Source organism: Paraburkholderia xenovorans LB400 (genome assembly GCF_000013645.1).
GTDB lineage: Bacteria > Pseudomonadota > Gammaproteobacteria > Burkholderiales > Burkholderiaceae > Paraburkholderia > Paraburkholderia xenovorans.
The window spans coordinates 2,568,992-2,593,638 of sequence record NC_007951.1 but is presented as its reverse complement, the minus strand read 5'-3'; the positions used below and the strand labels follow the sequence as shown (position 1 = coordinate 2,593,638).

Here is a 24,647-nt window from a genome sequence, read left to right as displayed (position 1 = left end):
ACATGGATAGCGTGACCGACCATTCCCGAGCCGTGAGCGCCGCCGGGTTCTCAGCGCTCACGTGCGTGCAGCCGCGCAGGGGCGAGCCGTATCTGCTGACACCCGGGCCGCTCACCACGGCGTTCTCGACCAAAGAAGCGATGCTGCGCGACTGGGGCTCGTGGGACGGCGATTTCCGCGCGATGACCGCGCTGCTGCGCAGCAGCCTGCTGGAAATCGCCGGCGACACGGCAGGCGAATACGACTGCGTGCCGCTGCAAGGCAGCGGCAGCTATTGCGTCGAAGCCATGCTAGGCAGCCTGATTCCGCGCGACGCTCACGCACTCGTGCTGGCCAACGGAGCGTACGGCAAGCGCATCGTGACCACGCTCGGCTATCTCGGCCGCGCCTGCACGGTGCTGGATAAGGGCGATTATCTGCCGCCGCGCGGCGCCGAAATCGAACGCATGCTGGACGATGATCCGCGCATTACCCATGTGGTCGCCGTGCATTGCGAAACCAGTTCGGGGATTCTCAATCCGATCGAAGAGATCGCCGCCGCCACCGCGAAGAAAGGCCGCAAGCTGCTGATCGATTCGATGAGCGCCTTCGGCGCGGTGCCGCTCGACGTGCGCGAGATTGCCTGCGAGGCTTTCGTGTCGTCGGCGAATAAATGTATCGAGGGTGTGCCGGGTTTCGGCTTCGTGATCGCGCGCAAAAGCGCGTTGCGGGAGGCGAAGGGCCGCAGTCACTCGCTCGCGCTCGACGTCTACGATCAATGGGACGTGATGAACCGCACCGGTCAGTGGCGCTTCACGCCGCCCACGCATGCGGTGGCCGCGTTTATCGAAGCGCTGCGTCTCTTCAGGCTCGAAGGCGGACAGGTGGGGCGCCTCGCGCGTTACGCGAACAATCGCGACGTGCTGGTGGCCGGCATGCGCGAACTCGGCTTCGAGCCGTTGCTGAATGCACGCTGGCGCTCGCCGGTCATCGTGACGTTTTTTGCGCCGGCGCACCCGTCGTTCAGGTTCGAAACCTTCTATGAATTGATGAAGCAGCAGGGCTTCATCATCTATCCAGGCAAGTTGACGGTGGTGGACAGCTTCCGTATTGGCTGCATCGGTCAGGTGGATGAGCACGTGATGCGCCGCGTCGTCGAGGCATGCGCCAACTCGCTGCGCACGATGGGCGTCGGGCATGCGGCGCCGCCCGCAGCGGCGCTCGAAGAACGCAGGACATTGGCCGAGGCGGCCTGAAGATCGGCGTTGGCCGTGCGGCGCGTGGACCGGGTAGCCGGCACGCGGACGGCCGGACAGCACGTCATGAAAAACGCGCGGCACGCCGCGCGAGCGTTGGAACCTCCGAAGGATAGAAGTCGATGAAGCACGTAAAAGCGGTGATTTTCGATTGGGCCGGCACGGTGGTCGATTACGGTTCGTTGGCGCCGATGGGCGCCTTTGTGGAGACCTTCGGGCAGTTTGGCGTGCCGATCACGATCGACGAAGCGCGCGGCCCGATGGGCATGGCCAAGCGCCCGCATATCGCGGCGCTGATGGCGTTGCCCCGCGTCGCGCAGGCATGGACCGACAAGTACGGGCACGCGCCGGATGACGCGGATATCGACGCCGTGTACGACGTGTTCGTGCCGAAGAACATCGCGGTGGCGGCGAGCTATAGCTCGGTGATTCCGGGCGTGGCCGACGTGGCGAGCGCGCTGCGCGGCGACGATATCCGGATCGGCACGACCACCGGCTATACGCGCGAGATCATGGCCGAGATCGTGCCGGGTGCGGCGGCGCAGGGGTTTTCGCCGGACAGCATCGTGTGCACCGGCGACACGGCGGAAGGGCGGCCATCGCCGTACATGATCTACAGGACGTTGCCGGAGCTGGGCGTCTGGCGCGCGAAGGAAGCGATCAAGGTCGACGACACCGAGGTCGGCATTGAAGAAGGAATCAACGGCGGCACGTGGACGGTTGGAGTCTCGGTGAGCGGCAATGCGTTCGGGATGGCCGAAGGCGACGTCAAGGCGCTCGCGCCGGACGAGTTCGCATGGCGCCGCAACGCGGCGATCCAGAAGCTGCAGGCGGCGGGCGCGCATTATGTGATCGACAGCGTCGCGGATCTGATGCCGGTGGTGTACGACATCGAGGCGAGACTGGCGCGGGGCGAGCGGCCGTGAGGGGCCGCGTTGCAGTCAGCTGAATATGACCGGCGCGCGTCGTCGCAGGGGGAAGCGCCTGAACCGACTGGTAGGCGCTTTTTCCGTTTTGTGCGGACTGCTCAGGAAGGTGCGTTCAGGATCTTTTGAATGTCTTCCACTGACGCATTAAACCAGTTGGCGATAAATGACGCGCTCAGACCGCTGCCTTTCGCGAGGTTTCGGATCTCGTTCATGTCGTCTTCGCTGAACGCGGTCGTTGCCCGTTGAGGCAGGTCTGCCGGCCCGGCCCCGGCAACATCTCCCGCCGACGCGACAAGCGGTAAATCCTCTTCATGCAGCCGCGCAATGGCTGCGTAAGGCTGATTGATCTGATCGGCAACATCCTTCAGGCTGTGGCCTTCATCTATTGCGCGAATCGCGTGAATTTCGTCGTCCGGCGAAAGTGGCGGGACCCATTCGTAATGATCGACAGGCGTCGGCGACAGACCTGCCGACGAAACCGGTTGAGGAGGCCGCGAGCGTGCCACAAAAAAGCCGCCCGCATATTCCTGCTCGATGACCGTTATCGTACTCTCCGGCAAATGGGTCGCACGGGCCAGATCGCCGGTTGTAAAATTGTAATCGCGGATCTCGAGTGCTCGCACAATGTCGTCAAGTTGTTGTGGCGTCACGGAGTCCATGGTTTTCTTGAGAAATTCGTTAGCAAGACTATGGGATTTCCACGGTGAGATGCCGAGTTTCGCGGCGACGTCTTCTCTGGTGTAGCCTTTTTCGAACATATCCATTGCCGCATTCCGGTCTTCCGAAGTGAAGCGGATATCGTGGCTGCCTTCAGGCACGCGTTGGGCCAGCCGCTTCGTATAGCTGGAAGACATGCCGAGAGATCGAGCCACCTCATCGGCTGGTTTCCCTTCGGCCAGCAGCTCACTGGCTAATGAATCTCTCGCGATCCGGTGCTGATTGGCTATGCCTCGCACGGTTTCCAGCGGCAGATTCAGGCCCTTGGCAATGTCTTTTGGGGCTTTGCCTTCATCCAGTTGCCGAATGGCGGCGGTCCGGTTCTCTGGCGTCGTATTCCACCACGATCTCTTGTAGGTATTGGCGTTGTAGTTGGCGAAAACGTCCTGGACTTTTTGGATTGATAGCTTGACCGAATCGGCAACTTCGCGAGTGGATTTCCCCTGGTCTTTCAAGGCAAATACCTGGTCGATCTGATCGGGCGTAACGCCCCTGGGTAAGGACGGGCGTATACCATTCTGCGCGGCAATCTTTCTCACTGCACGTTCGGATACGTTCGCCTTTGCCACGACTTCTTTCACCGGTGCTCTATCTTTTAGCAATCCGACGATTTGCTGCCGCGTCTCTGGTGTGATTTTCATACCACGTAGAGAGGCGGCCGCCGAGAGGGAGATACCTTCTTTTCTCGCGATATTGAGTACTGTTGGAGTGGATATGCCAAGTTGCTTTCCGATCTGGTTGCAGGGCAGCTCCCCCTTCTTTAACAGGTTGATCGCTTGCTGGCGTATTTCCGGACTGACTGGACGGCCATAGGCAGCGCTGGGCCGGATGCCGTTATCCCTGGCGATCTTGCTTACGGAGCCAACGTCTACGTCAAATCTCGCGGCTATCTGCCTACGCGATTCCCGCCCCTCCCGTAGCAGGTCGAGGATTTCCTGCCGGGTCGCAGGCGTGAGTGGCAATCTACGCAGAGAATCGGGGGCGGAAAACGTCATACGTTCTTCCTGCGCGATTCTTGTTACGGCCGGCTGGCTTATCCCTAGTTTTGCAGCTATCTTGCGGCTGGTCAATTCGCCCTCGCGAACGAGCCTGATCACTTCGTTGCGCACCTTGTCGTCGATTTTTGGCTGTCCTCCGGCGGCGGGTACATCAGTACTGAGTTCCCAATGCCCCGTTGAATCATTCAGGTGGACGGAATACTGTGGTTTCAGATCGATACCTTTCTTGAACACGCGCCAGCTTTCGTAGTCTTTGTCGTAACGGACGTGATAAGCCTTGCCGCGCAGTTCGATATATCGGTCGCCTTTGGCATCGAGCCGGATGCCCGGCTTGTCTGCCAACCGGAGATCTTTAATCGAAACGTCCGGATCGGCATAGGTCTCGAGCGACCCGTACGGGCTGCTGCCCACGCCCTGATGCGCGAGCTGGCTGGTGGGATCGACCGCGGGCCCCGCTTCGGCGAGCGTCTGTTCCGCCAGTGCTTTCTCGGCGGCGCGTGCTTCCAGGCTCAGGGTGGGCTCTGCCTGGCTCGCCTTGGCGAGGCCCAGCCCGGCGGGCTGAACGAGATCTTTGCTTGAAACGCTGCCGCCTTTGCCGGCCATGTTGGTCGCTTCCGCGTCTCTGGCTGCCGCGGAAACGGCTTTGCCCGCAAGACCGATCTCTTTGGCAAGCCCCGCGCCTTCGCCACCCAGAATGCCAAGAAACGCGGACCCGTAATCGAGCCCCATCCGGACATTGGCGGGCAGGGTCGAAGGCAGGAGATCGGCGAGCGGAGCCAGGGGCGTCAGACCCAGAAGCACGCGGTCGATGCCTTCGAGAACCTGTCCGGCCAGTTTCTCCGCGCGTGCGGCCGGAGTAATCGAGTAGTTCTTGTAGCTGGTGTCCTGAAGCACCGCGGTATACCGGTCACTGAGATCGCGCACATAGTCGCCGCTTACGGCCGGGAGATCCTTGAGAATGTCCGTATATCTTTTAGCGGCCCCCACAGAGTGAATATTGAGTGGGCGGCTGACCTGATCATGCCAGGTATCGAGTTGGTCGCGCAACGCGGACGAATCATGCATGCGTTGCGTGAAGGCCAGAACCACCTTGTCTTTCAACTCGTCCTGTCCAGGGTTGATCTGAAAGAGCTGACGGCCAATCAGTTCGTAGCGTTTTGCGGGGTCGGTTTGCGCCTGCGCTTCGTTGAGGATGCGGTCCACCTCCGTATTGGCTTCTTTCCACTGGGCGCTTTTTACGCGCTGGCGTTTGCCGACTTCGGTGGAGATCCGTTCCTGCAATTTCCCCTTGAGGTCACTGGCCTCCTGGAATATCTCTTCCCGTTCACCGGCATCCTCGGCATCGAAAAAGTCGTCGCGCAATTTATCGAGGCGGTCGACGCTTTCCCGATCTTCCTTGTTCAGCCAGGCGGCGCCCATAGGCGGATTGAACTGGCTCAATACGCGGTCGACAGGATCGTTGCGCACACGGTTCGCTTCTTCACGAACGGCGTTCTCCAGACTGGTCAATTTCTGATCGATCGCGTAGCGCCTGTCGTTGCCGGTTTCAAGCTGGTACGCCGCGGCCAGGGTAGCAATCACGCCGCCGTAGAACTGGCGTTCACTGTCGGGCAGTTCGGCGAGCATGCCTTGCAGATGGATCTGTCTTTGCTGGAACTGGATTACCTGAGGAGGATATCCGGTCATTTCCTGCTGGAGGCCGTCTTCGATTTTTAGTGCAATCCCGGCGTTGGCCTCACTATTGCGGGGGAGGTAGCCCTGCTGGGTGTCGTAGTCCTTGTTGAGCCGGTCGAACTCTTCGATACTCGCGCCGGGCAGCGTATAGGTGCCTGGCGTGGGCTGAATGGCGGGCGCGGTCTGTGACGCTTTCTCGCTTCCGGTGGAAAGCGACGCATTGGGCCTGTCGAGGTTCTGTCGCGACGCAGCGGGCGTACGCGCGAGCAGAGCCGTTGCAGGACGGATCGAACGCGATAGAACATCCTGGGTGCGGAGGTCCGGCGCGGCCCTGTCCGGCAAAGGAGTATGTGCCGCAATCGCTTCGCCGGAAGTGTGACGGGAGAATACCGCGGCCGCTTTTTCATGAGCGGCTGGAGAAGGGGCACGCGGGTGGTTCGGTACTTCATGCCTGTTCGATACGGTGTCTGCAGATGAGGGAAAGGTTGAAGCCGTACCATCCTGAACTGCGGACATCGAGTTGCCCACCGATGATGTCGTCATTTTCCTGAACTCCTGTTGCAAGAGATTAGCCGGCGACGTGATGAGAGGTACGACGCGGCTGGATACATTGCAGCACGGCGCGTGTTCACGGATGTAGCACCTATCGCTACATGGCAGAGAGATTGACGCGGAGTGAGCGTTTTTGACGGGGTAAGGTGGGGGTTTTGATTTTTCACGCGCGCCAACCCATATGCCGAAATCCACTCCCGCCGACACGCTCGCGTGGCACATTCACGCACGCTCCTTGCGCTATTTCGATGCGATTCGCCGCTGCGATTCGATTCGTGAAGCCGCGCGGCAATTGCATGTGGCGGCGTCGGCGGTCAACCGGCAATTGCTCAAGCTCGAAGCCGAGGTCGGCACGCCGCTTTTCGAGCGGCTCGCCTCCGGACTCGCGCTGACCGCCGCGGGTGAAGTGTTCGCGCGTCATGTGATTGGCGTGATGTGATGCAGGACGCGCGCCGTTTCGAGAGCCGCGGATGGCCGGTGTGTACGCCGCCGTGTGAATCGGAATACGGCCGGCCTCTGCCACGCGTTTTTCAGTGGCTTGCGTGCGTGCCGCTACGCGCGACGATCCGGCCGTGCGACACCACGAGCTTTCTCGGCGGCCGGGCGACGAGCGCATGCGCGACCGTGTCCGCGTCCACCAGCACGAGGTCGGCGCGCGCGCCCGCGTGCAAGCCATAGTCGGCGAATCCGCAGGCCTGCGCGGCGGCGGTGCTCACGCAGTCGAATGCGATGGCGAGGTCGTCGTCGCGGCGCAGGCCGTAGCGCATTGCGATCAGCATCGCGCGTTCGAGCATGTCGGGCGAGCCGTAGGGTGTCCACGTGTCGCGCACGCCGTCGTTGCCGCCGAACAAGGTCACGCCTTTTTCGAGGCAGGCCTTGAGCGGCGGAACGGTTGTCGATGGCGGAGCGGTGGTGAGCAACGCAACGCGCAGAGCGGCCAGCCGTTCGAGCAGGGCGTCGCGTTCGCGCTCGGGCAACGCGCCGAGACAGAACGCATGGCTCACCACCACTTGCCCTTGCATGCCGAGCGCCGCAACCCGGTCGAGCAGCAGACCGAGCGTGAACGCGCCGATTTCGCCCGGCTCGTGCAGATGGATGTCGATCGGCTTCGCATGCCGCTGCGCGAGATCGAAAGTCAGATCGAGCGACGCCACCGGGTCGCCGTCGATCAACGCGGGATCGAGCGCGCCGAGCACGTCGGCGCCTGCCTTCAGGGCGTCGCCGAGCAGCGCTTCGGTGCCGGGTCGGCCAAGCACGCCCGATTGCGGAAACGCGACGATCTGCATGTCGAGCACGTCGCCGAGCGTTTCGCGCGTGGCAAGCACGCCTTCCAGATGACGCAACCCGGCAGCGGTGTCGATATCGACGTGCGTGCGCAGGCGCGTCGTGCCCGCCTGCATGAACGCGCGGGCGAGCGCGAGCGATTGCTGACCCGCGTCATGTCCGCTTTGCGCTCGCCAGCGCCGTTCGTTTTCGATGCGGTCGGTGAGCTTCGGGCCGACCTCGTTGCGATACCACGGCAAGCCCCAACTGGTTTTATCCAGGTGCGTATGTCCTTCGACAAAACCCGGCAGCAGCAACGCGCCGGCGCCGTCCTCGACGGTCAGGTTCGGCTCGCGCGGCAGGTCGGGACCGAGCGCGGCGATGCGGCCGGCGGCGATCGACACGTCGACGCGCGCGCCGTTCGCCAGACGGACGTCGGTGATCAGCAGGCCGGTTGTCGGGAGGTCGGAAGCGGTCGTGGGCATGAAAGCAGGGCGGTTGTTATGCGAGAGACAGAGGCCGGTGGTGCACGGTCGAAGACGCGTTCAATTGTCTGACCAATAGACGTGTTGCCGACCCGGCGGACAATGAGAGACGGCGCGTGAATTGTACTTCGTGGAACCGCGCGGGCTATCCGCGCAGTTCTGGCGTTCGGGCACTCAAGTTTGGTGAGTATCTGCCGTTGACACGAGCTAAATACATTCTGGGATCGCGCCGTGCAACTCGCCTTCAGTAACGACCGTCTGTCCAGCCGGATGCAGTTCGATCCGTTCGCCACCGGCGAACCCGAGGTGGAATCGTCGGTCATTGAATGGCTGCTGCACGACGATCAGGTGATGCGCGAATGCTTCACCCACGCAGCGGAAATCCTCAAGAGCGTGACGGGCGCGGCGATCACGGCGATTACGCTGCTCGACGAGGAATATCAGCACTACCGCGCCGAGGTCGGCATGGCAATGCCGCTCGTCACGCGCGCCCGCTCGCTTGCCGATTATGCGGTGCGCGACGCCGAACTGTTCGTCATCGAAGATGCGCACAGCGATACCCGCTTCGGCGAATGCATGCTGGTGCAGCGTCATCCGTTCGTGCGTTTCTATGCGGCGATCGCGCTGCGCGCGCCCAATGGTGAAATCGTCGGCGCGTTGTGCGCGATGGGCCCGTCGCCCGGCCGGCTCGATGCGGGACAGCGGGCGGTGTTCTACCACCTGCGCGCGATGATCGAAAACGATCTGAAGATGCGCACGGCCACCGCGATCGATCCGCTCACGCAGTTGTATAACCGCCGTTTCCTGCTGGAAAGCGTTACCCGCCGATGGAAAGAAGCGCGTAACGGCGACGTGATGGGTTCGGTCGTGGTCGACGTGGACTGGTTCAAGCAATACAACGACACCTACGGCCACCAGGCGGGCGATCACTGTCTGCGCAAAGTGGCCTCGGTCATGCAGGCGGCCGCCTATGGCGAGCGCGTTATCGTCGGGCGCATGGGCGGCGAGGAATTCGGCCTGCTGATGCTGCGCGCCGGACCGGCTGCGCTCGAAAACACGCTCGAAGCGCTGCGCCAGGGTGTGGAGGATCTGGCGATCGAGCATCGCGCGTCGCCGCTCGGCACGGTGACGGTGAGCGTGGGCGCGGCGCTCACGCGCATCACCGAAACCTCACGGCCGGCATATCGCGATGGATTCGCGAGCGCCGACCGGGCGTTGTATCGGTCGAAACATGGCGGCAGGAATCAGGTGACGATGGCGTAGTCATTCGTGCGGGGCTTCGGCGCCGGCATGGTGCTCGGCAGGCCTACCGAATAGCTTGCGCTTATGCAAAGAACAGACTGGTAACGAATGATCGACGCAGGCCTGTTCGCTGCACGATTTTCTGCACTTCGGCCTCGTCCTGCATGCTGAGCACCCGGGTTTGCGGGGCGGGCGGTTGTGCCGGCGGAGCATCGGGCGGATCGTCTCTCAACATCATGAGAGGCAGGTCATCTTCGTACAATTGCTGAATCACCGCGCCGGGTTCCTTGAGTTGAGCGGCAATGGCCGTCAGGCTGAGGCCTTCATCCATAGCGCGGATCGCCTCGATTTCCTGGGCTGCCGAAAGCGGCGGCAACCATTCGTAGTGTTCAGCAACCGGCATTGCCGATGACGTGCCGGCTATGGGAGACGAGTGGCGCGATACCAGCAGGCCGCGTGCATATTCCTGTTCGACGACGCTCACCGTGGTTTCCGGCAACTCGCTTGCTCTCGCCAGATCGCCGGTCGTAAAGTCGTAGTCCCGGAGGCTCAGCGCCCGTGCAATATCGTCGAGTTGTTGCGGCGTCACCGAGTTCATCGTATTCGTGCGGAACTCATTGGCAAGACTATGGGCTTTCCACGGAGAAATGCCGAGTTTCGCGGCAACGTCCTCGCGGCTATAACCCTTCTCGAACATCTCCATTGCGGCATCGCGATCTTTTGCGGTGAAACGGATTTCGTGAGTGCTTTCGGGCACACCTTTTGTGAGCTTGGCCACATATTTCGGCGATATGTTTAGAGAAGCGGCCACCTCTTCAGGCGATCGACCTTCTGCCAGAAGTTCGCTCGCCAGCGAGTCTCTTGCGACACGGTGCTGATTGGCAATCCCGCGCACTGTCTCGATCCGGAGGCCTAGATCTTTGGCCACCTGGTTTGCGTTTTTGCCTTCATCGAGTTGACGGATGGCAGCGGTCCGCTTTTCTGGCGTCGTGTCCCACCAGATCCTTTTGTAGGAGTCGGCATTGACATTGCCATAGATGTCCCTGACTTTGCTGACTGAGATCCCGACCGCGTCGGCGACTTCCTGAGGGGTTTTCCCCTCGTCTTTCAGTGTAAAGACCCGGTCGATCTGTTCGGGCGAAGTCCGGGCCACTCCGCGGAACGTCTTCGTTTGCTGGGCGATTCGCCAAACGGTTATTTTGCTTACGCCAGTGGCTGCGGCTATCCTGTCATACGTCAATCCGTCGTTGATCCGCTGGATGACCTCTTGCCGGACTTCCGGCGCGATTTCTCGCCTGCGGACGAAATTGGCAAAATGCATGTCTTTCTTGATCGTGGCCACCGTACGTGATGATATTTTTGTTTTTGCCGCTATCTGAGCGTTGGTTAGTGTCCCCTCCCTGAGCAGGTTCTCAACCTCCCTTCGGATTGCGGGCGGGACCTTGCCACGCCGAGCAAAGTTATTTTGCTTCGAGATTCTGTTTACCAGACCGGTGGAAGTACCCATCCTTTTTGCTATCTCAACCTGCGTGAGAACTCCCTCTTCCAGCAGTCTGAGAATTTCGCGTTTGTCCGTCGGCGTACTTTTCAGGGTACGCAGAGAACCAGGAGCAGTCGGAACAATTTTTTCCTCGTTCATGAACCTTGCTACCGAATTTGGAGAAATCCGCAGCGTGGCCGCGATTTTCGCGCGCGACAGTTTCCCCTCCTTAAGGAGTCTGATGGCTTCCTCGCGTGTGTGATCGCTAATTTTTTGCCACACGCCGCCGGTCAAACCCACTTCAGAGTTGATTTCCCAACGGCGGGTTATCTCATTCAGGCGAACCGGATATTGCGGCTTGAGATCGGCGCCTTTCATGAATACCCGCCAGGTGTCGCTCTGATTGTCAAAGCGCACGTGATAAGCCTTTCCATGCATCGCGACATATCGGTCGCCTCGGGCGTCCTCGAGGATGCCGGGCCTGGCCCCGGAATGTAAATCTGCCAGGTGGACATCGGGGTCGGCATAGGCCGCGAGTGATCCATAGGGGTTGTCGCCGGCGCGTTGATGCGCAAGTTGGCTGGTCGGGTCGATGGACGGTCCGGCGTCCACCGCTGGCTTGTCGCCGATTGCCTGGCCGGCGGCCTGCGCGTCCCGGCCAGCGCTGGGACCAGCTTTCGTCCTGTCCGCGATTCGACCGGCGCTTTGCGCCAGGTTTTCCCCCGTCGCTGCGCCGTCTTTTGAAGCCATGTTGGCCGCTTCGGCATCTTTGGCGGCCGTGGCAAGGGCTTTACCCGCGAGACCGACATCGCTGAGAATGGCCGGGGCTTCGCCGGCGATCGTGCCTAGCAGTGCCGAGCCATAATCGAGCCCCATCCGGATGCCGGCCGGCAATGTGGAAGGTAGCAGATCGGCCAGCGGGGCCAGCGGCGTCACGCCCAACAGCACGCGTGCAATGCCTTCCAGCACTTGTCCGGCCAGTTTCTCCGAGCGGGCGGCGGGAGTGATGGAATAGTCCTTGTAGCTCGTATCCTCGAGTACGGCATTGTATTGATCGCTGAGATCGCGCACGTAGTCGCCGCTCGCCGGCGGGAGGCTCCTGAGGATGTCCGTATATCGCTTTGCAGCGCCCACCGAGTGGGCATTCAAAGGGCCGCTGACCTGGGCGTGCCAGGTATCGAGCGTGTCGCGCAATTCGGCGGAGTCTTGCATGCGCTGCGTGAAGGCCAAAACGACCTTGTCCTTTAGCGTGTCCTGCCCGGGATCGCCCTCATAGAGTTGGCGGCCAATCAACTCGTAGCGTTTTGCGGGGTCGGTCTGTGCCCGTGCGTCACTCAGGATCCGGTCGACTTCGCCATTGGCTTCTTGCCACTGGGCGTTTGCCTTGAGCCGGCGCCGGTCGACTTCGGCCGAGATGCTGCGTTGCAGCCCGTCTTTGAGTTCGCTGGCTTCCTCGAATATTTCGTCCCGTTCGTCGGCGTTCGTCGCGTCGAGAAAGTCGTCGCGCAATTTATCGAGGTAATCGACATTGTCCCGGTCTTCCTTGTTCAGCCAGGCAATTCCCATAGGCGGGTTAAAGATACTCAGGGCCCGGTCGACGGGATCGTTGCGAACGCGGTTCGTTTCGTCACGAACGGCGTCTTCCAGCGCGGTCATCTGCTGCCCGATTTCGTAGCGGTTGTCGCTGCCCGTTTCTAGCGGGTAGGCCGTGCCCAGCATGGCGGCCGCGGCGGCGTAGAACTGGCGTTCGCTCTCGGGCAGGTCGGCCAGCATGCCGTGCAGGCGGGTTTCTCTCTGCTGGAACTGGATCACCTCGGGCGGATAGCCGGTCATTTCCTGCCCGATGCCGTCTTCGATTTTTTGTGCGATCTCGCCGTTGGCCTCGCTGTTGCGAGGATAACCGTCCACGGTGTCGTAATTGCTGTTGAGTTCGTTGAACTCTTTGATGCTGATGGGCTTCGTTTCCGCGATTGGCTGGGACGTGTCATCACTCCGTGCTGCCTGGACGGGCGTGCGCGCGTATGTGCCATTGACGGAGCCGGTCCGGCGCAGCAGCGCATCCCGGGTGTGGACGCCGCCGCTTACTCTGCCAGGCGAGGTGGCAGTATGTGCCGCTAATCCCTGGCCGGAAGTCTGACGCGAGAACGCGGCGGCCGCTAGTCCGCGGGTGAACACGGAGTGCGCGCCAGGAGGATGGGACGCATCGCGGTTCCCGTGTGCCGTGTGTGATCGTGGTGGGGAATGGGAGGCTGTGCCGCGCGAAACATGTCCTGTAGTCTGAGCCTTGTTGTTGCCTTCGTCAGGTATCCGAAATTCATCCCAAACCGCGGACGTCGGGCTGCCTACTGATGATTTCGCCATCTTGCGAAACTCCTCTGAATGATCGGCGCAGCGAATCACGGAGAAGCAGGACGCTGCTGGCGACATTGCAGCATGAGCGAAGTCAGCGGATGTAGCGTTTATCTGTATGCGGGAGGGTGTCTTTGATGAATGCAGCGCGCTGCCTGACGAGCGCAAGGTGTTCGTTCGCGGCGGCGGGGTGCAGGTGTAAAGCGGCGGCCGAGGCGAGGCAACGCGAAGCGACAGTGACGCCCGCTCAACCCGTGAGCAGCTTCAACCCCGCCGGCAGCGATTCGCCAAACACGCGGCCTTCGTCGGCGTTATCGAGCTCCACGCTCTCGCTCACCATCGTGATCCACGCGCGCGGCGCGTTGGCCGCTTCCAGCCGCCGTACCACCGTACGACGCATGTCTTCGGGCAAGTCGCGCGAACGGTCGCCGGTCATGCGAGCGATCTGCACGGCGGCAAAGGCGGCGGGATCGACCTTCTTCCAGTCGAGCGCGAGTATCGCGTCGAGCCACGCGCCGGCAATCTCCGGCGGCACGACGCTATGCGCGCTGCCGTAGAACGGCCGGCGTGCGCCGATCCGGCCGACCGCCCACCAGCTTTGATGATTTTCAGCGGGCTTCTTCAGGCGGGCCAGCACCGACTCGCCAAGCTCGATCTTGCGCTCCACGGGAATCCGTTCGAGCGACGCACTCAGGCGAACCATATCGGTGAAGCCGGTTTTCGCGACGTCGAACGGCAGCTTGTGACGCGAATGCGCGGCTTTTTGCAGATACGCCATCGCGTCGAGCACGCGCAATTGCGCGCTTTCATCGAGGCCGCCGGCGGCGCGCCGCCAGAGCGTCCACCATTCGGACCAGACCTGGCTTTCGTTGACGTACTGAATGCCGTCGTCGAACAGCGACCAGAGTTGTTCAACCCGCCATTCGTCGAGCGGATAGCCGAAACCCGGCCGCACGCAATAGCCCGCGAGATTCAGCCAGAGGCGCTCGTGATCCGCCGAGCGGCGTCGCCGGCGCGCGCGTTCCCACAGCGCGCCGAACAGTTCGCGCAGCAACGCACTGTTCCAGCTCTCGCGCGGGCCCAGCAATTGTTCGAGTTGCGAGCGCAGGCGTTTGACTTCTTTCGGGCCGACGTTTTGCGAGCGCGAGCCGAAGCTGCGGTCGATATGTTCGATGGCCTCGTCGAGCGCGGGGTGGCGGGCGGGCGCGGCATCGGCCGTCAGGTTCACTTGCGCGTCTTCACGGCGCAACTGGAATTCGAGCAGCCAGCGCTGCGCCGGATTGTCCCGTTCGATGCAGTGGACTTCGAGCGTGCCCACCTCGGTGAGCGAGGTCGCGATCTGCACCGCGGTTTGGCGCGCGGCGCTCGCGCCGCGCGGCTGCACGATGGTCGCGATCGGCGGCAGGCGAACGAAGTCGCCACCGGCGAGGTCGATCAACTCGCCTGGCCGGTACACCGTGTCCGCGCTCGACGAGACCAGATGAAAACGCACCGGATGTCCGAGCCGCAGCGCGAAGGTGCGATCCGCGATCAGGATCTCGCGGCCTTCTTCCGTGCCGCGCGGCAGCAGGCAGATGCCGCGTTGCACGGGCTCGGCTTCGTGCTTGCCGTCGCTGGTTTCGTCGAGCACGAGGAAGTAGCTGCGCGGCGAGCCGCCGCCGATTTTCGGCGCGTTGCCCGCGCGCGCGAGCGCATAGGCAACCGCGCCGCGTGCTACGGCCACGTCGGGGTTGTCGTTGTGCAGCACGTTGAGCGCCGCGCCGCGCCACGTGCCCAGCGTGCTCGCCAGACGCTGCGTGAGCGCTTCGGCGCGGAACACGCCGCCGTTCAGCAGCAGTGTGTCGGGCACCGGCAAGGTGTTTTCGTCGGCAGCGTCCGGCGTGCCCGATACCGCAGCGCCGAGCGCTTTGCGCGACTGCGCCGCGAAGCGTCCGAGGAACGCCGCGATATGACGTGTGACGGCGGCGTCAGTGGCATAGGGCAGGCCGAACTCGACGATCGCGCCACGCGGTCTGCCAGGCCGTTCGTTCGACGCCACCGCGGGAAAGAAGCCGTCGACGATGATCCGCTCCACCTCCTCGCGCGTGACCTGCACCGTGCGCGCACCGCCGATCAGCTTCGAACCGGCGCCAAGCAGCGTGACCGATGCGGAGTCGGGCGCTTGTGGACCGAGCAGAAGCTCCTTCGCATTGCGGCAACGCTCGACCAGTTGCGACAGGCTCGCCGCCGACAGGCGCGTGCGTCCGCCCGCCTGGTCCGCGCCCGGCAGCCGCGCTTCCACCAGATGCGCGAGCGCCAGATCCATGTTGTCGCCGCCGAGCATCAGGTGATTGCCTACACCGATTCGCGTGAGCCGAGGCTCGCCGTCGCTCAGGCCCACTTCGATCAGTGTGAGGTCGGTGGTGCCGCCGCCGACGTCGCAGATGAGGACCAGACGGGTGGCAGCGAGTTCGCTTGCCAGCCGGTCACGGTGATGAAACAGCCAGTCGTAGAAAGCCGCTTGCGGCTCTTCCAGCAGCTTCAGGTTGTGCAGGCCGGCCATGCGTGCCGCTTGCACGGTCAATGCGCGCGCACCTTCGTCGAAGGACGCCGGCACCGTGAGCACCACGTCCTGACGTTCGAGCGGCGCGTCCGGAAAACGGTGGTTCCAGGCGGCGCGCACATGCGCCAGGTAGCTCGCGCTGGCTTCGACCGGCGAGACTTTGAGGATGTCGTCGGCGGCGCCCCACGGCAGGATCGGCGCAACACGGTCGACCGACGCATGCGAGAGCCAGCTCTTCGCGCTCGTCACCAGCCGCCCCGGCACCTGGGCGCCCAGCAGGCGCGCGAGCCGACCGATCACGACCGGCTGCGCTTCTTTGTTTGCTTCTTTGTTTGCTTCTTCGCCTGCTTTTGACTGTGCTCCAGACTGCGCTTGGCTCTGCGCTTGGCTCTGCGCTTCGGTCTGGGCGCCGGCCTGGTCCGCACCGGACCACGGCAATTGCAGATCGCCGGGGTTCAGTTCGCCTTGCGCCGCGTGATAGCGCACCGAGGGCAGAAGCGGCCGCGCGGCCACTTCGCCTGGACTCACCAGTTGCTCGATCTCGAAGACGTAAATGCGTGGCGACTCGACCCGCGACCCATCTGGTGCGCCCATCTGCGCATAGGCGAGCACCGTGTTGCTGGTGCCGAGATCGATGCCGACGCTGTACCGCTTCATCTCATTCATGCATTTGCGTTGCCGCGCACGTCGAACTCGACTTTCCAGCGCTCGTCGGTGCCACGCGGCACGGCTTCGAGTTCGAGCGTGCCCGCTTCGGTGACGCGCGCATGCAGCTTCACCGGCACGACTTCACCGGCATTGCGGCCGGCGGCGGGCAGCGTCGCCTGAATCTCTTCCAGTTCCTGCAATTCATCAGGACCCCAGAAGTCGAGCAGCGTGCCGACCTGGTCCTGCCGCCGCACCGACGAGCCGAAGAAGCGGAAATGCACGGGCTCGCCGACCACCAGCCCGAATTCCTGCGCGGGCAGTTCGGCTTCGGTGCCTTCTTCCATGCCGAACGGTGCCACGCACAGCGCCTGGATGGGCGGTTCGAGGCCGGGCACCGCGGGCATCGCCGATTCGATCGCGATGTAGTACGCGCGTGCCGTGCCGCCGCGAATCCGCACACCCTGGCCGCGTCGCACGTAACCGTAGTAAGCTGCGCCGCGCGCGACGGCGAGATCCAGATCGGCGCCTTCGAGGAGCCGCGCCGGCGCCGCGCCTTCTGCTGTGAGCCAGCCGTTGAGCGTGCCCATGATGCGTTCGACCAGCAACGGCGACTTGAACACGCCGCCGTTGAACAGCACGGCAGTGGGATGCAGGAAGCTGGCGTTTTGCGCCGTGGCGAGATCGCGCAGTCCTTCGAGCTCGGCGAGCGCGCCCACCTGACGGCCGAGAAACGCCGCCAGATGCCGCGTGATGCCCGCGTCCTGCGCATACGGCAGGCCGAGTTGCGTCAGACCGGCGCGCGCGCGGCTCACCGGACGCGCGGCGCTCTCCACCTGCGGGAAGAAGCCTTCCAGAATCGTCTGGGTCAATTCGGCGCGCGTGAGCTCGGTGCGGATCGAGCCGCCGATCAGCTTCGAGCCGCGGCTCGGCACGACGAGCGGCACCGTATCGGTGGCCGGATCGCTGAGCAGCGTTTCCTTGGCCGAGCGGCACGCATAGGTGAGGGCGCGCAGTTGCCATGCGTCGGCCTGGGTGCCTTGCCCCGCGAGCTTGCGCGCGACCACGTGCGCGAGCGCGAGGTCCATGTTGTCGCCGCCGAGCAGAATATGCTCGCCGACCGCGACGCGATGCAGTTCGAGATTGCCTTCGCGTTCGATCACGGCGATCAGCGAGAGGTCGGTCGTGCCGCCGCCCACGTCCACCACGAGAATGATGTCGCCGACCTTGACCTGCTTGCGCCACTGCCCGCCGCTTTTCTGGATCCAGCTATACAGCGCGGCCTGCGGTTCTTCCAGCAGCGTCATGCTGCCGTAGCCGGCGGCCGCGGCAGCTTCGGCGGTCAGTTCACGCGCGGCCGGATCGAACGATGCCGGAATCGTCACCGTGATGTCCTGTTCGCTGAACGGCGCGTCGGGATGCGCATGATCCCAGGCTTCACGCAAGTGGGTCAGATAACGCACCGAGCTTTCGAGCGGCGAGACGCGCGCGACTTCGGGCGGCGCGTCGTTGGGCAGAATCGCGGCGCGCCGGTCGACTCCCGGATGGCACAGCCAGCTCTTCGCGCTCGACACGAGCCGGATCGGCGTGGCCGCGCCGCGGCTGCGGGCGAACTCGCCGACCGCGAATTCGCGCTGGCCGGTCCACGGCAGATAGAGGTCGCCCGACGCAAGTTCGTCGGGATGCGGCAGATACAGAAACGAGGGCAGCAGATCGAGGCTGTCGATCGCGCCCGGACCGGTGAGCTGGGCGATTGGCAGCACGCCCTGGGCGGTCTTTTCGCCGTCGCTCGCGCTCGTGTCCACATAGGACAGCGCGCAGTGCGTGGTGCCGAGGTCGATGCCGATGGCATAGCGTGATGTGCCTGGCTGGCGTGCGTCGCTCATAGCTCCACCTCAGCCGGTGCGATCACTTTCGCGTTGTGACTGTCCGCGAGCTTCGGCAGGCGCACTTCGACGACCTGCCAGCCGCGATGGCTGATGCTGCCGTTAAATGGCGCGCGGCCGACCACATTGCCGGTCAGGCGAATCGAGGCCGCGTCGAAGCCTTCGGCCAGCGTGACGCGGCTGCCTTCGGCTTCTTCGCGCACCGGGCGGATCGTGAAGTGCTCGCGCAAGGTTGCGCGGCAACCGTCGTGCACGAGGCGCGCGGCCGCGCCGATGTCGGCGTCGCTGTAGCTCTTGATGTCTTCCTCGACGAAATCGATGAAACGCGCGTCGCGTTGCAGCAGGCCGAGCAGTTGCAGCGCGGCGTCGGGGCTGGCTTCCTTCAGCACGGGCGCGGGCTGCGGGCTGGGCTGTGCCGCGGGCGCGGGGGGCGGTGCCGTGACCGGGGCCTTGACCGGTGCGGGCGCGGCGCTGGCGGCAGCGCCGCCCTGACGCAGACGCAGGACCCCGGCGGCAAACTCGCCATCGCCGAGGATGCGGAAGAACGTGCTCACGGCCAGGGAAATCCTGCCGAGGAAGGATGGGTTCGAATCGGTCATAAATGCTCCTGAGGTGCTCTGTTAAAGGACGAGCTGTCCTGGCTGCGCCTTACGCGATGAGCGGCGCCGCCGCGCTGGGCTTGAGCGGGCCGTCGACGTGCGTCGTGGCGAGGCCGGCGGCGTGGGTGCCGCCGGCGTCTGATCGAGCCGGGAGCGCGGCGTTTGCGCGCGCAAAACCCGTATTTTGCCTTGTGGCGCGCCGGAAGCGGGCAAAGCCGGTCATTCTAGCGGGCAATGCGGCCAGATTGGCGGTTGTCAGGGGATGGTTGGGCGCTTGTTGGAGGTTTTTTACTGGACGGGGGTGACGGGGTTGTGGTCCGCGTGCGGGGTGTTCGCTTGATGGCTGCTCGATGTCCGCTTGATGTCCTCTACCCGGGACGGAACAGAGGAGAGCACGTGGAAGAGTGGAGTCCGGGTGGAGGCCGTTAGTCCGCTGGGCAGGCCACGCCGATGGCTGGTCGGCGCACGCGTGCGGTCGTCGCGCCCGTTGTGGCAACGGGCGCGGTGCGCGCATCCTGCGCAGCGTCGAGCGCTTCGACGCCGGTGGCAATCTTCGCGGCCACCTGATCGAGGGCGAGCCGGTGGCCGGCCACCAGCGCATCGTAGCCGCTCGCCACTGTCTCACTGACGACGCTGCGGCAGGTCAACACCGTTTGCGAATACAAGGGCCTTACGCTCCACACCGCATCGATCAGTGCATGCGAACCCGGCCACGACTCGAAACGCTGCACGCTCACGCTGACGCGATAAACCGGCGCGCCTTCGGGATGCGGCGTGTTGAACACGTCGATGGCGCCGAGCTGCCGAGTCAGATCCTGCGACAGCGCTTGACGGATTTCGTCGGCCGGCAGCGATGCCCAGCGCGTCTGTTCGAGCACGTCGACCTGGTTCGCGCCGGTCTGCACGACGAACGCGGTGCGCGCAACCTGCGGCGGCACTTCGACGGGCGGTACTTCGATCAGCAGCGGCGGTGTGGCGGCATTGCGTGTTGCGATTGGCGCGTCGCTCGAACCCAGCGTGTAGAAGCGGCTCGACGGTGACGAACAGGCGGTGAGCGCAGCCAGCCCCACGCAAGCCGCGGTGCGGGCGATTGAGCGGGGAGCTGCGTGGGCAACCGCGTGGTTCACCACGTGGTGAAGCGGGTTGTTAGCCGTGCTGTCAACCGGGCAATCAACCGGGCGGGCTGCGGAGGGGCCGGCTGGCCGCCACCCGCAGTTGGGCTGCGAGGTGGTCATGGCTTGTCTCCGGGTTTGCCGCGCACGAGCGACTCCGGATGACGCTCCAGATAGTCCGCCAGCGCGTTCAGCGATTGCAGCGTGCGGGTCAATTCCTGCAGCGCTTGATGCACATCCGACTGCAACGGCGAATCCCGCTGCAAAGCCGCTTCGGCCGAGCCGAAAGTCTGCCTTGCGGCCGCGAGCGTGTCGCGCGCCTGCGGCACGACCTCGTTGTTCAGCCGATTGAACAGCGCGTCGGCGTTCTTCAGCGACGTGTTCAGATTCGAGCCGATCTGATCGAATGGCACCCGGTCGAGCTTTCTCGCGATGTCGGCGACCTGTACCTGTAGCGCGTCGAGCGTATTCGGAATGGTCGGCAGTTCGATCGGCTCGGCGTCGACGTCGAACTTGACGGGCGCAGCCTTCGGGAAAATGTCCAACGCGATGTACAACTGGCCTGTTAGCAGATTGCCGGTGCGCAACTGGCCACGCAGTCCGCGTTCGACGAGATGCCGCAGCAGTTCGTGGCTGGCTGACGTACGGGCCTGCGGCATCGTCGCGCTACGGGCGCGCCGTCTGAGCCGGTCCGGGTACAGGTCGAGCGTGACCGGCATCGTGAAGCTTTGCGTCTGCGGATCGTATTCGACACCAATGTCCGTCACCTGTCCCAGCACGATGCCGCGGAAGTCGACCACCGCGCCTACCGAAAGCCCTCGCAACGACTGGTTGAAGTTCATCACGGCGCGCACGGGTACGCCGTCCGGCGCGCGCATGGCGTCTGTCTCGTCGGAGGCGAGGCGGAAGTCGGTTTTCTCCGCCGCCTGCGCACCCATCTGCTGTCCCGGCGGAGTCTGGAATGCGAGACCGCCGACGAGAATGGCCGCGAGCGACTGCGTGTTGACGACGAAGCCGGCCGAGTCGAGCCGCACATTGACACCGCTTGCATGCCACCAGCGCGAATTGGTGCCGACGTACTGGTCGTACGGCGCGGCGACGAAGACCTGCATGGTTACACCAGTGCCGTCCTTGTCGAGGGCAATGCCGTAGACCTGGCCCACCTGCATGCGCCGGTAAAAGATCGGTGAGCCGATGTCGATCGAGCCGAGCGAATCGCCATGCAGGATGAAGCGATGGCCTTTCTGGTCCGCTGTGATGGGAGGCGGCGTCTCGAGTCCGGCGAACTCGGTTCGTGGCTCTTTTGAGCGGCCGGCATCCACGCCGATATATGCACCCGAGAGCAGGGTGCCGATACCCGACACACCGGAGGCGCCCACGCGGGGACGAACCACCCAGAAACGGGTGTCCTTGACTGCGAAGTTTTCCGCCTGCTTGGTGAGTTGCACGGCGATTTCCACATGCGTCTGATCCTTCGACAGCGTGATCGCCTTCACCGAACCGATTTCGACATCCTTGTACTTGACCTGGGTCTTGCCGGGTTCGAGGCCTTCGGCATTGTCGAAGATGATCGTGATCGCCGGACCACGTTCCGTGACGGCCTTGACGACAAGCGCGATACCGATCAACGCCGCGATCAGCGGCACTAACCAGACAAGCGAGGGCAGCCAGCTGCGCCGCGGCGCAATGTCAGGATCAGGCAGATCAGGCGGTAAGCCGGGACCTTGCGGACTACTCATGACTGGGCTCCGAAGCGTGACAGGCTGCGTTCTGGCGCTCGCTGCTCACAACGCATCTCGGAATCGGGTACCGGGGAACTGCATCACTATCACCATCCAGTGTTCATCGCGTGTCGCCCGGCGGTCACCCCGTGCTCACCGCTTACCGATCGCTCACGACCGATCACCGACCGATCACCACGCGCTCACAGACCGATTATCACGCGCTCACCGCTGGGCATCGCGCACGGGGTTCCGCCCACACTGCGCGGAGCCCACTGCGCGGTCGCCTCGTTCAGGGCTGCACGGCCTCCCACGAGGAGTCCGGATCGAACGATTTGAGCCCGGCCGCGATACGCGCCGACTGCGGCCCGAGGTTCTTCTGATAAAGCTGTCCGTCCTGATTGACGATGAAGCTCATCACACCTGTCCTGCCATACTCGGCGGGCCACGCGACGAGGCCAAAACCCTTCGTCATGGTGCCGTTCTCGACGTAGTTCTGGCTGCCACCCTTCGCATGCGGTCCTTGCGCGCTCAGGATGCGGAAGTGATATCCGTGATAACCCTCCTTCGCGATTGAGCCGGTATGCGGCATGGCCGCGGCAAGCGGGCCAAGCGGGCTTTCCGGTTCACCCGGCGCACTCTGCCAGTACAAACCGTCGTGCTGGCCCGGTGTGCTGAGAATGCGCAGCGCGTAGTGCTGGGTCAATTCCCGGTAATCGTGTTGCGCATCGAGATAGGCAAGCGAGGTCAGCATTGCCGCGCGTTCGTTGCGGCCGATACGGCGCGTCATGATTTCGTCGCGACCGGCAGCGGGATCGAAACGCCAGCCGCCGGACGCCTGCACGAGAGGAATCGGCAAGGTCCAGCCACTGGTGCCGACCGAAAGATGCTTGCTCGCGCGACCGTTCAGCGGCGCCGGATCGTCGACGATCTGGTGTCCTGCCGCCCATGCGCCGAGAAACTCGTAGATATCGTCTTCGCCGACATTTCTGGTCGGAATGAAGCGGGTGAAGTCCTTGCCGAGCACATGCTGCATTGCGGCGTTGTCGTTGCTGGAAAGCGCGTCGACAAACGCGTTGGACGCGGCCTCGGCTGTTGGATATACGGCTTGTGCGTGCGCGGCGGACGCGCCGGACAGCAGCGCGGCAAACCCGAGTGCGATGCCGGCGACGCGCGGTGTGGAAGCGCAGGCGAGGGCGTGTGCAAGCGTGTCGGCAACACGTGCGCCGAAGGTCTGGAAGGTACGGATACGGATCATGAGCGGCTCCTGTGAGATCGGTTCAATGTTGCCGGCCGAAGTGACGCTGGCCGCCACCGCCCGCACCCAGCCCGCCGCCGCGCTGTTGTCCGCCACCGCCCGCGCCAAAGCCGCCGCCTGGTTGTCCACCACCGCCTGCGCCGAAGCTGGCGCGCTCGCCACTGCCCCCCGCTCCCAGATTGCCGCCACGTTGCTGACCGCCGCCGTTCGCGCCGGGACCGCCGCCGCGGTTGTTCGCGAGCGACTGCCGGCTTGCTTGCCCGCGTTGCATATCCTGTTTCGCGGCGCCGCCGTCTCCCGCGCCGCGCAGCGCGTTGTCGCGGTTCACGTTCTGCGCGTTGTTGCGAAGGTTGGCCGCATTGTTGCCGCCTTGCTGGATACCCTGCAGACGCTGACTTGCCGTGCCGCCCATGTTCTGGCCGGTACGGTTCTGCAAGGTCTGCTGCGCCTGCGCACGCGAGGCCGATGTATCACGCCCGCGATACGCGTCTCGCTGCGCGCTGCCCACGTTGGCCGAGGTATTGCGATTGAAAGTCGAATTGCGGTTCCAGTTCGTCGTGCTGCTGTTTACGTCGAGCCGGTGATTCACATTGATGTTGTTGTACTGGTTGACGTTGATATTGACGCTGTGATTGTTCCAGTTGACGTTGCTCCACAGCGAGCTGGTAATCGCAACGCCAGCGCCGAACGCGAGTCCCGCGGCGAGCCCGCTCGCCACCGCATAGCCCGGCGGGGGCGGCACGTATACGGGTGGGTAGGCCGGATATGGCCACGTGCCGTAGACGACCGTGGGGTTATACGTTGGCACGTAGACGACCTGCGGGTTCACCGGCACGATCTGAATGGTGCTCTGCTCGACGACGACTTTCTGCTGCTGGTTAGTCTGCAGGTTGCCCGCCTGCTGGGCCTGTTTGCGCAAGCGTTGCACGGAGTCCATCACGTCGTTCGGCTGCGCGAGGAAGGCATTGCCCAGTTGCGCCACCCAGTCGGGTTTCGACGCCATCGTGGCCAGCACCTGCGGGAACGCCACCAGCGATTGCACGCTCGGATCCCACGGCTCTGCCGCGACCGCCTTCACGGCGTCGTCACCCTTGAGGTTCGGATTGGCTTTCGACCACGCCGCCGCCGACGGCACGTCTTGCGGAAAGGTGGATGCCATCAGCACCTGGGCGAGGAGGGCGTCCGGGTAGAGCGCGATCGGCGCGGTCAGCGAGTCCAACTGCTGGTTCGAGATTTTTGCCGGCGCTTGTGCGTAGGCGGCGGGCGCCACGACCGCGAGCAGGAATGGCGAGCCCGCCAGTACGCTCAATGTGACTATAAGAATCCGCGATCTTCTCTGGTATGCCCTGGAGCGTTTCACGATCAAGTCTCCCCTGTTGGAAGTTGTATATGGTGCAGCGAACTGCTGCGTGAGATCCAGTCAAGACCCACGCAAGACTCAATGGATCGCATTTCGAATGGACTCCGAATCGTGCTGCAGGTGGCGCTCGTCTGGTGACACGCTTGATGGCAAGATTAATAAACCTTTTCACTCGAAGTGTGCAGTCTTTTGCTCAAATAAATTCTGGTTGAATTTCTTTTGCTGATGGATTAGCGGCTCGACGCGTGCAGCGATTTTGCCGACCTTCAGCCCATCTAACAATGTCCTTGCGTTTCGTGCACAGGTTTCATATGGTGTTTGAAGAACATTGAATAGTCTGTGTGCTACCCCAAGAGGTCAAGCTCCATATGACTCAGCCTGCGCCCGTTTCGTTTCCCGAGGAAGACCGCATGCGGCGAGCGACCGCACCTTGTTAGCCGACGCTTCACACGGAGCGTTCCGTTGGTCATTTGCGTGGGCGCACGGCTCAACCGGATTGTTCGAATCACGGCGCATGGTCATTGCATGGACATCTTGTCGCATCAATCATCTATGCGTTCATAGGGTATCGTTCGAAAAAGCTGTGCATGAAACGGCAGA

At 63.4% G+C, this 24,647-nt stretch carries 14 protein-coding genes; 4 read left to right on the top strand and 10 right to left on the bottom strand.

Annotated elements, in window-relative coordinates:
* Positions 1-2: 2 nt before the first annotated feature.
* Complete coding sequence (locus BXE_RS11470; protein ID WP_011488466.1) at positions 3-1,235, top strand: 2-aminoethylphosphonate--pyruvate transaminase; 1,233 nt, start codon at positions 3-5, stop codon at positions 1,233-1,235.
* Between the two features lie 122 nt (positions 1,236-1,357).
* On the top strand, positions 1,358-2,161 hold the full coding sequence (gene phnX / locus BXE_RS11465) for a phosphonoacetaldehyde hydrolase (protein ID WP_011488465.1): 804 nt from the start codon (positions 1,358-1,360) through the stop codon (positions 2,159-2,161).
* Between the two features lie 101 nt (positions 2,162-2,262).
* Here phnX and BXE_RS11460 read toward each other — a convergent pair whose 3' ends face one another.
* Complete coding sequence (locus BXE_RS11460) at positions 2,263-6,096, bottom strand: ArsR family transcriptional regulator (RefSeq protein WP_063719321.1); 3,834 nt, start codon at positions 6,094-6,096, stop codon at positions 2,263-2,265.
* A gap of 190 nt (positions 6,097-6,286) precedes the next feature.
* Here BXE_RS11460 and BXE_RS11455 point away from each other — a divergent pair, with 190 nt between their 5' ends.
* The gene (locus tag BXE_RS11455; RefSeq protein ID WP_038457910.1) at positions 6,287-6,544 is read left to right on the top strand and encodes a helix-turn-helix domain-containing protein; all 258 of its coding nucleotides are present in this window, start codon (positions 6,287-6,289) and stop codon (positions 6,542-6,544) included.
* Between the two features lie 91 nt (positions 6,545-6,635).
* On the opposite strand, the gene BXE_RS11450 is transcribed toward BXE_RS11455, so the two are convergent.
* Positions 6,636-7,853 (bottom strand): amidohydrolase family protein, encoded by a 1,218-nt coding sequence (locus BXE_RS11450; protein WP_011488462.1) that lies wholly within the window; start codon positions 7,851-7,853, stop codon positions 6,636-6,638.
* Between the two features lie 231 nt (positions 7,854-8,084).
* Between BXE_RS11450 and BXE_RS11445 the strand changes: the two genes are divergently transcribed.
* Positions 8,085-9,116, top strand: coding sequence for a sensor domain-containing diguanylate cyclase (locus tag BXE_RS11445; RefSeq protein ID WP_011488461.1), 1,032 nt, complete (start codon positions 8,085-8,087; stop codon positions 9,114-9,116).
* 61 nt (positions 9,117-9,177) lie between these two features.
* Here BXE_RS11445 and BXE_RS11440 read toward each other — a convergent pair whose 3' ends face one another.
* The 8 genes from BXE_RS11440 to BXE_RS11405 form a co-directional block, all read right to left on the bottom strand.
* Positions 9,178-12,750, bottom strand: a complete 3,573-nt coding sequence (locus BXE_RS11440; RefSeq protein WP_233518784.1) for a helix-turn-helix domain-containing protein — start codon at positions 12,748-12,750, stop codon at positions 9,178-9,180.
* A gap of 421 nt (positions 12,751-13,171) precedes the next feature.
* Positions 13,172-16,132: an Hsp70 family protein gene (locus BXE_RS11435; protein ID WP_011488459.1), complete on the bottom strand. Its 2,961-nt coding sequence runs from the start codon at positions 16,130-16,132 to the stop codon at positions 13,172-13,174.
* On the bottom strand, positions 16,129-17,997 hold the full coding sequence (locus tag BXE_RS11430; RefSeq protein WP_011488458.1) for an Hsp70 family protein: 1,869 nt from the start codon (positions 17,995-17,997) through the stop codon (positions 16,129-16,131). Before BXE_RS11430 ends, BXE_RS11435 begins: the two co-directional genes overlap by 4 nt.
* Positions 17,994-18,596 (bottom strand): DUF2760 domain-containing protein, encoded by a 603-nt coding sequence (locus tag BXE_RS11425; RefSeq protein WP_011488457.1) that lies wholly within the window; start codon positions 18,594-18,596, stop codon positions 17,994-17,996. Before BXE_RS11425 ends, BXE_RS11430 begins: the two co-directional genes overlap by 4 nt.
* A gap of 425 nt (positions 18,597-19,021) precedes the next feature.
* The gene (locus BXE_RS11420; protein WP_081435515.1) at positions 19,022-19,831 is read right to left on the bottom strand and encodes a PqiC family protein; all 810 of its coding nucleotides are present in this window, start codon (positions 19,829-19,831) and stop codon (positions 19,022-19,024) included.
* Positions 19,828-21,447, bottom strand: coding sequence for an intermembrane transport protein PqiB (locus tag BXE_RS11415; RefSeq protein WP_011488455.1), 1,620 nt, complete (start codon positions 21,445-21,447; stop codon positions 19,828-19,830). The genes BXE_RS11420 and BXE_RS11415 overlap by 4 nt, the downstream gene beginning before the upstream one ends.
* Positions 21,448-21,721: 274 nt before the next feature.
* On the bottom strand, positions 21,722-22,687 hold the full coding sequence (locus BXE_RS11410) for a DUF2950 domain-containing protein (RefSeq protein ID WP_011488454.1): 966 nt from the start codon (positions 22,685-22,687) through the stop codon (positions 21,722-21,724).
* A 22-nt stretch (positions 22,688-22,709) separates the two neighbouring features.
* On the bottom strand, positions 22,710-24,047 hold the full coding sequence (locus BXE_RS11405; RefSeq protein WP_038458818.1) for a DUF3300 domain-containing protein: 1,338 nt from the start codon (positions 24,045-24,047) through the stop codon (positions 22,710-22,712).
* Between the last annotated feature and the right edge of the window lie 600 nt (positions 24,048-24,647).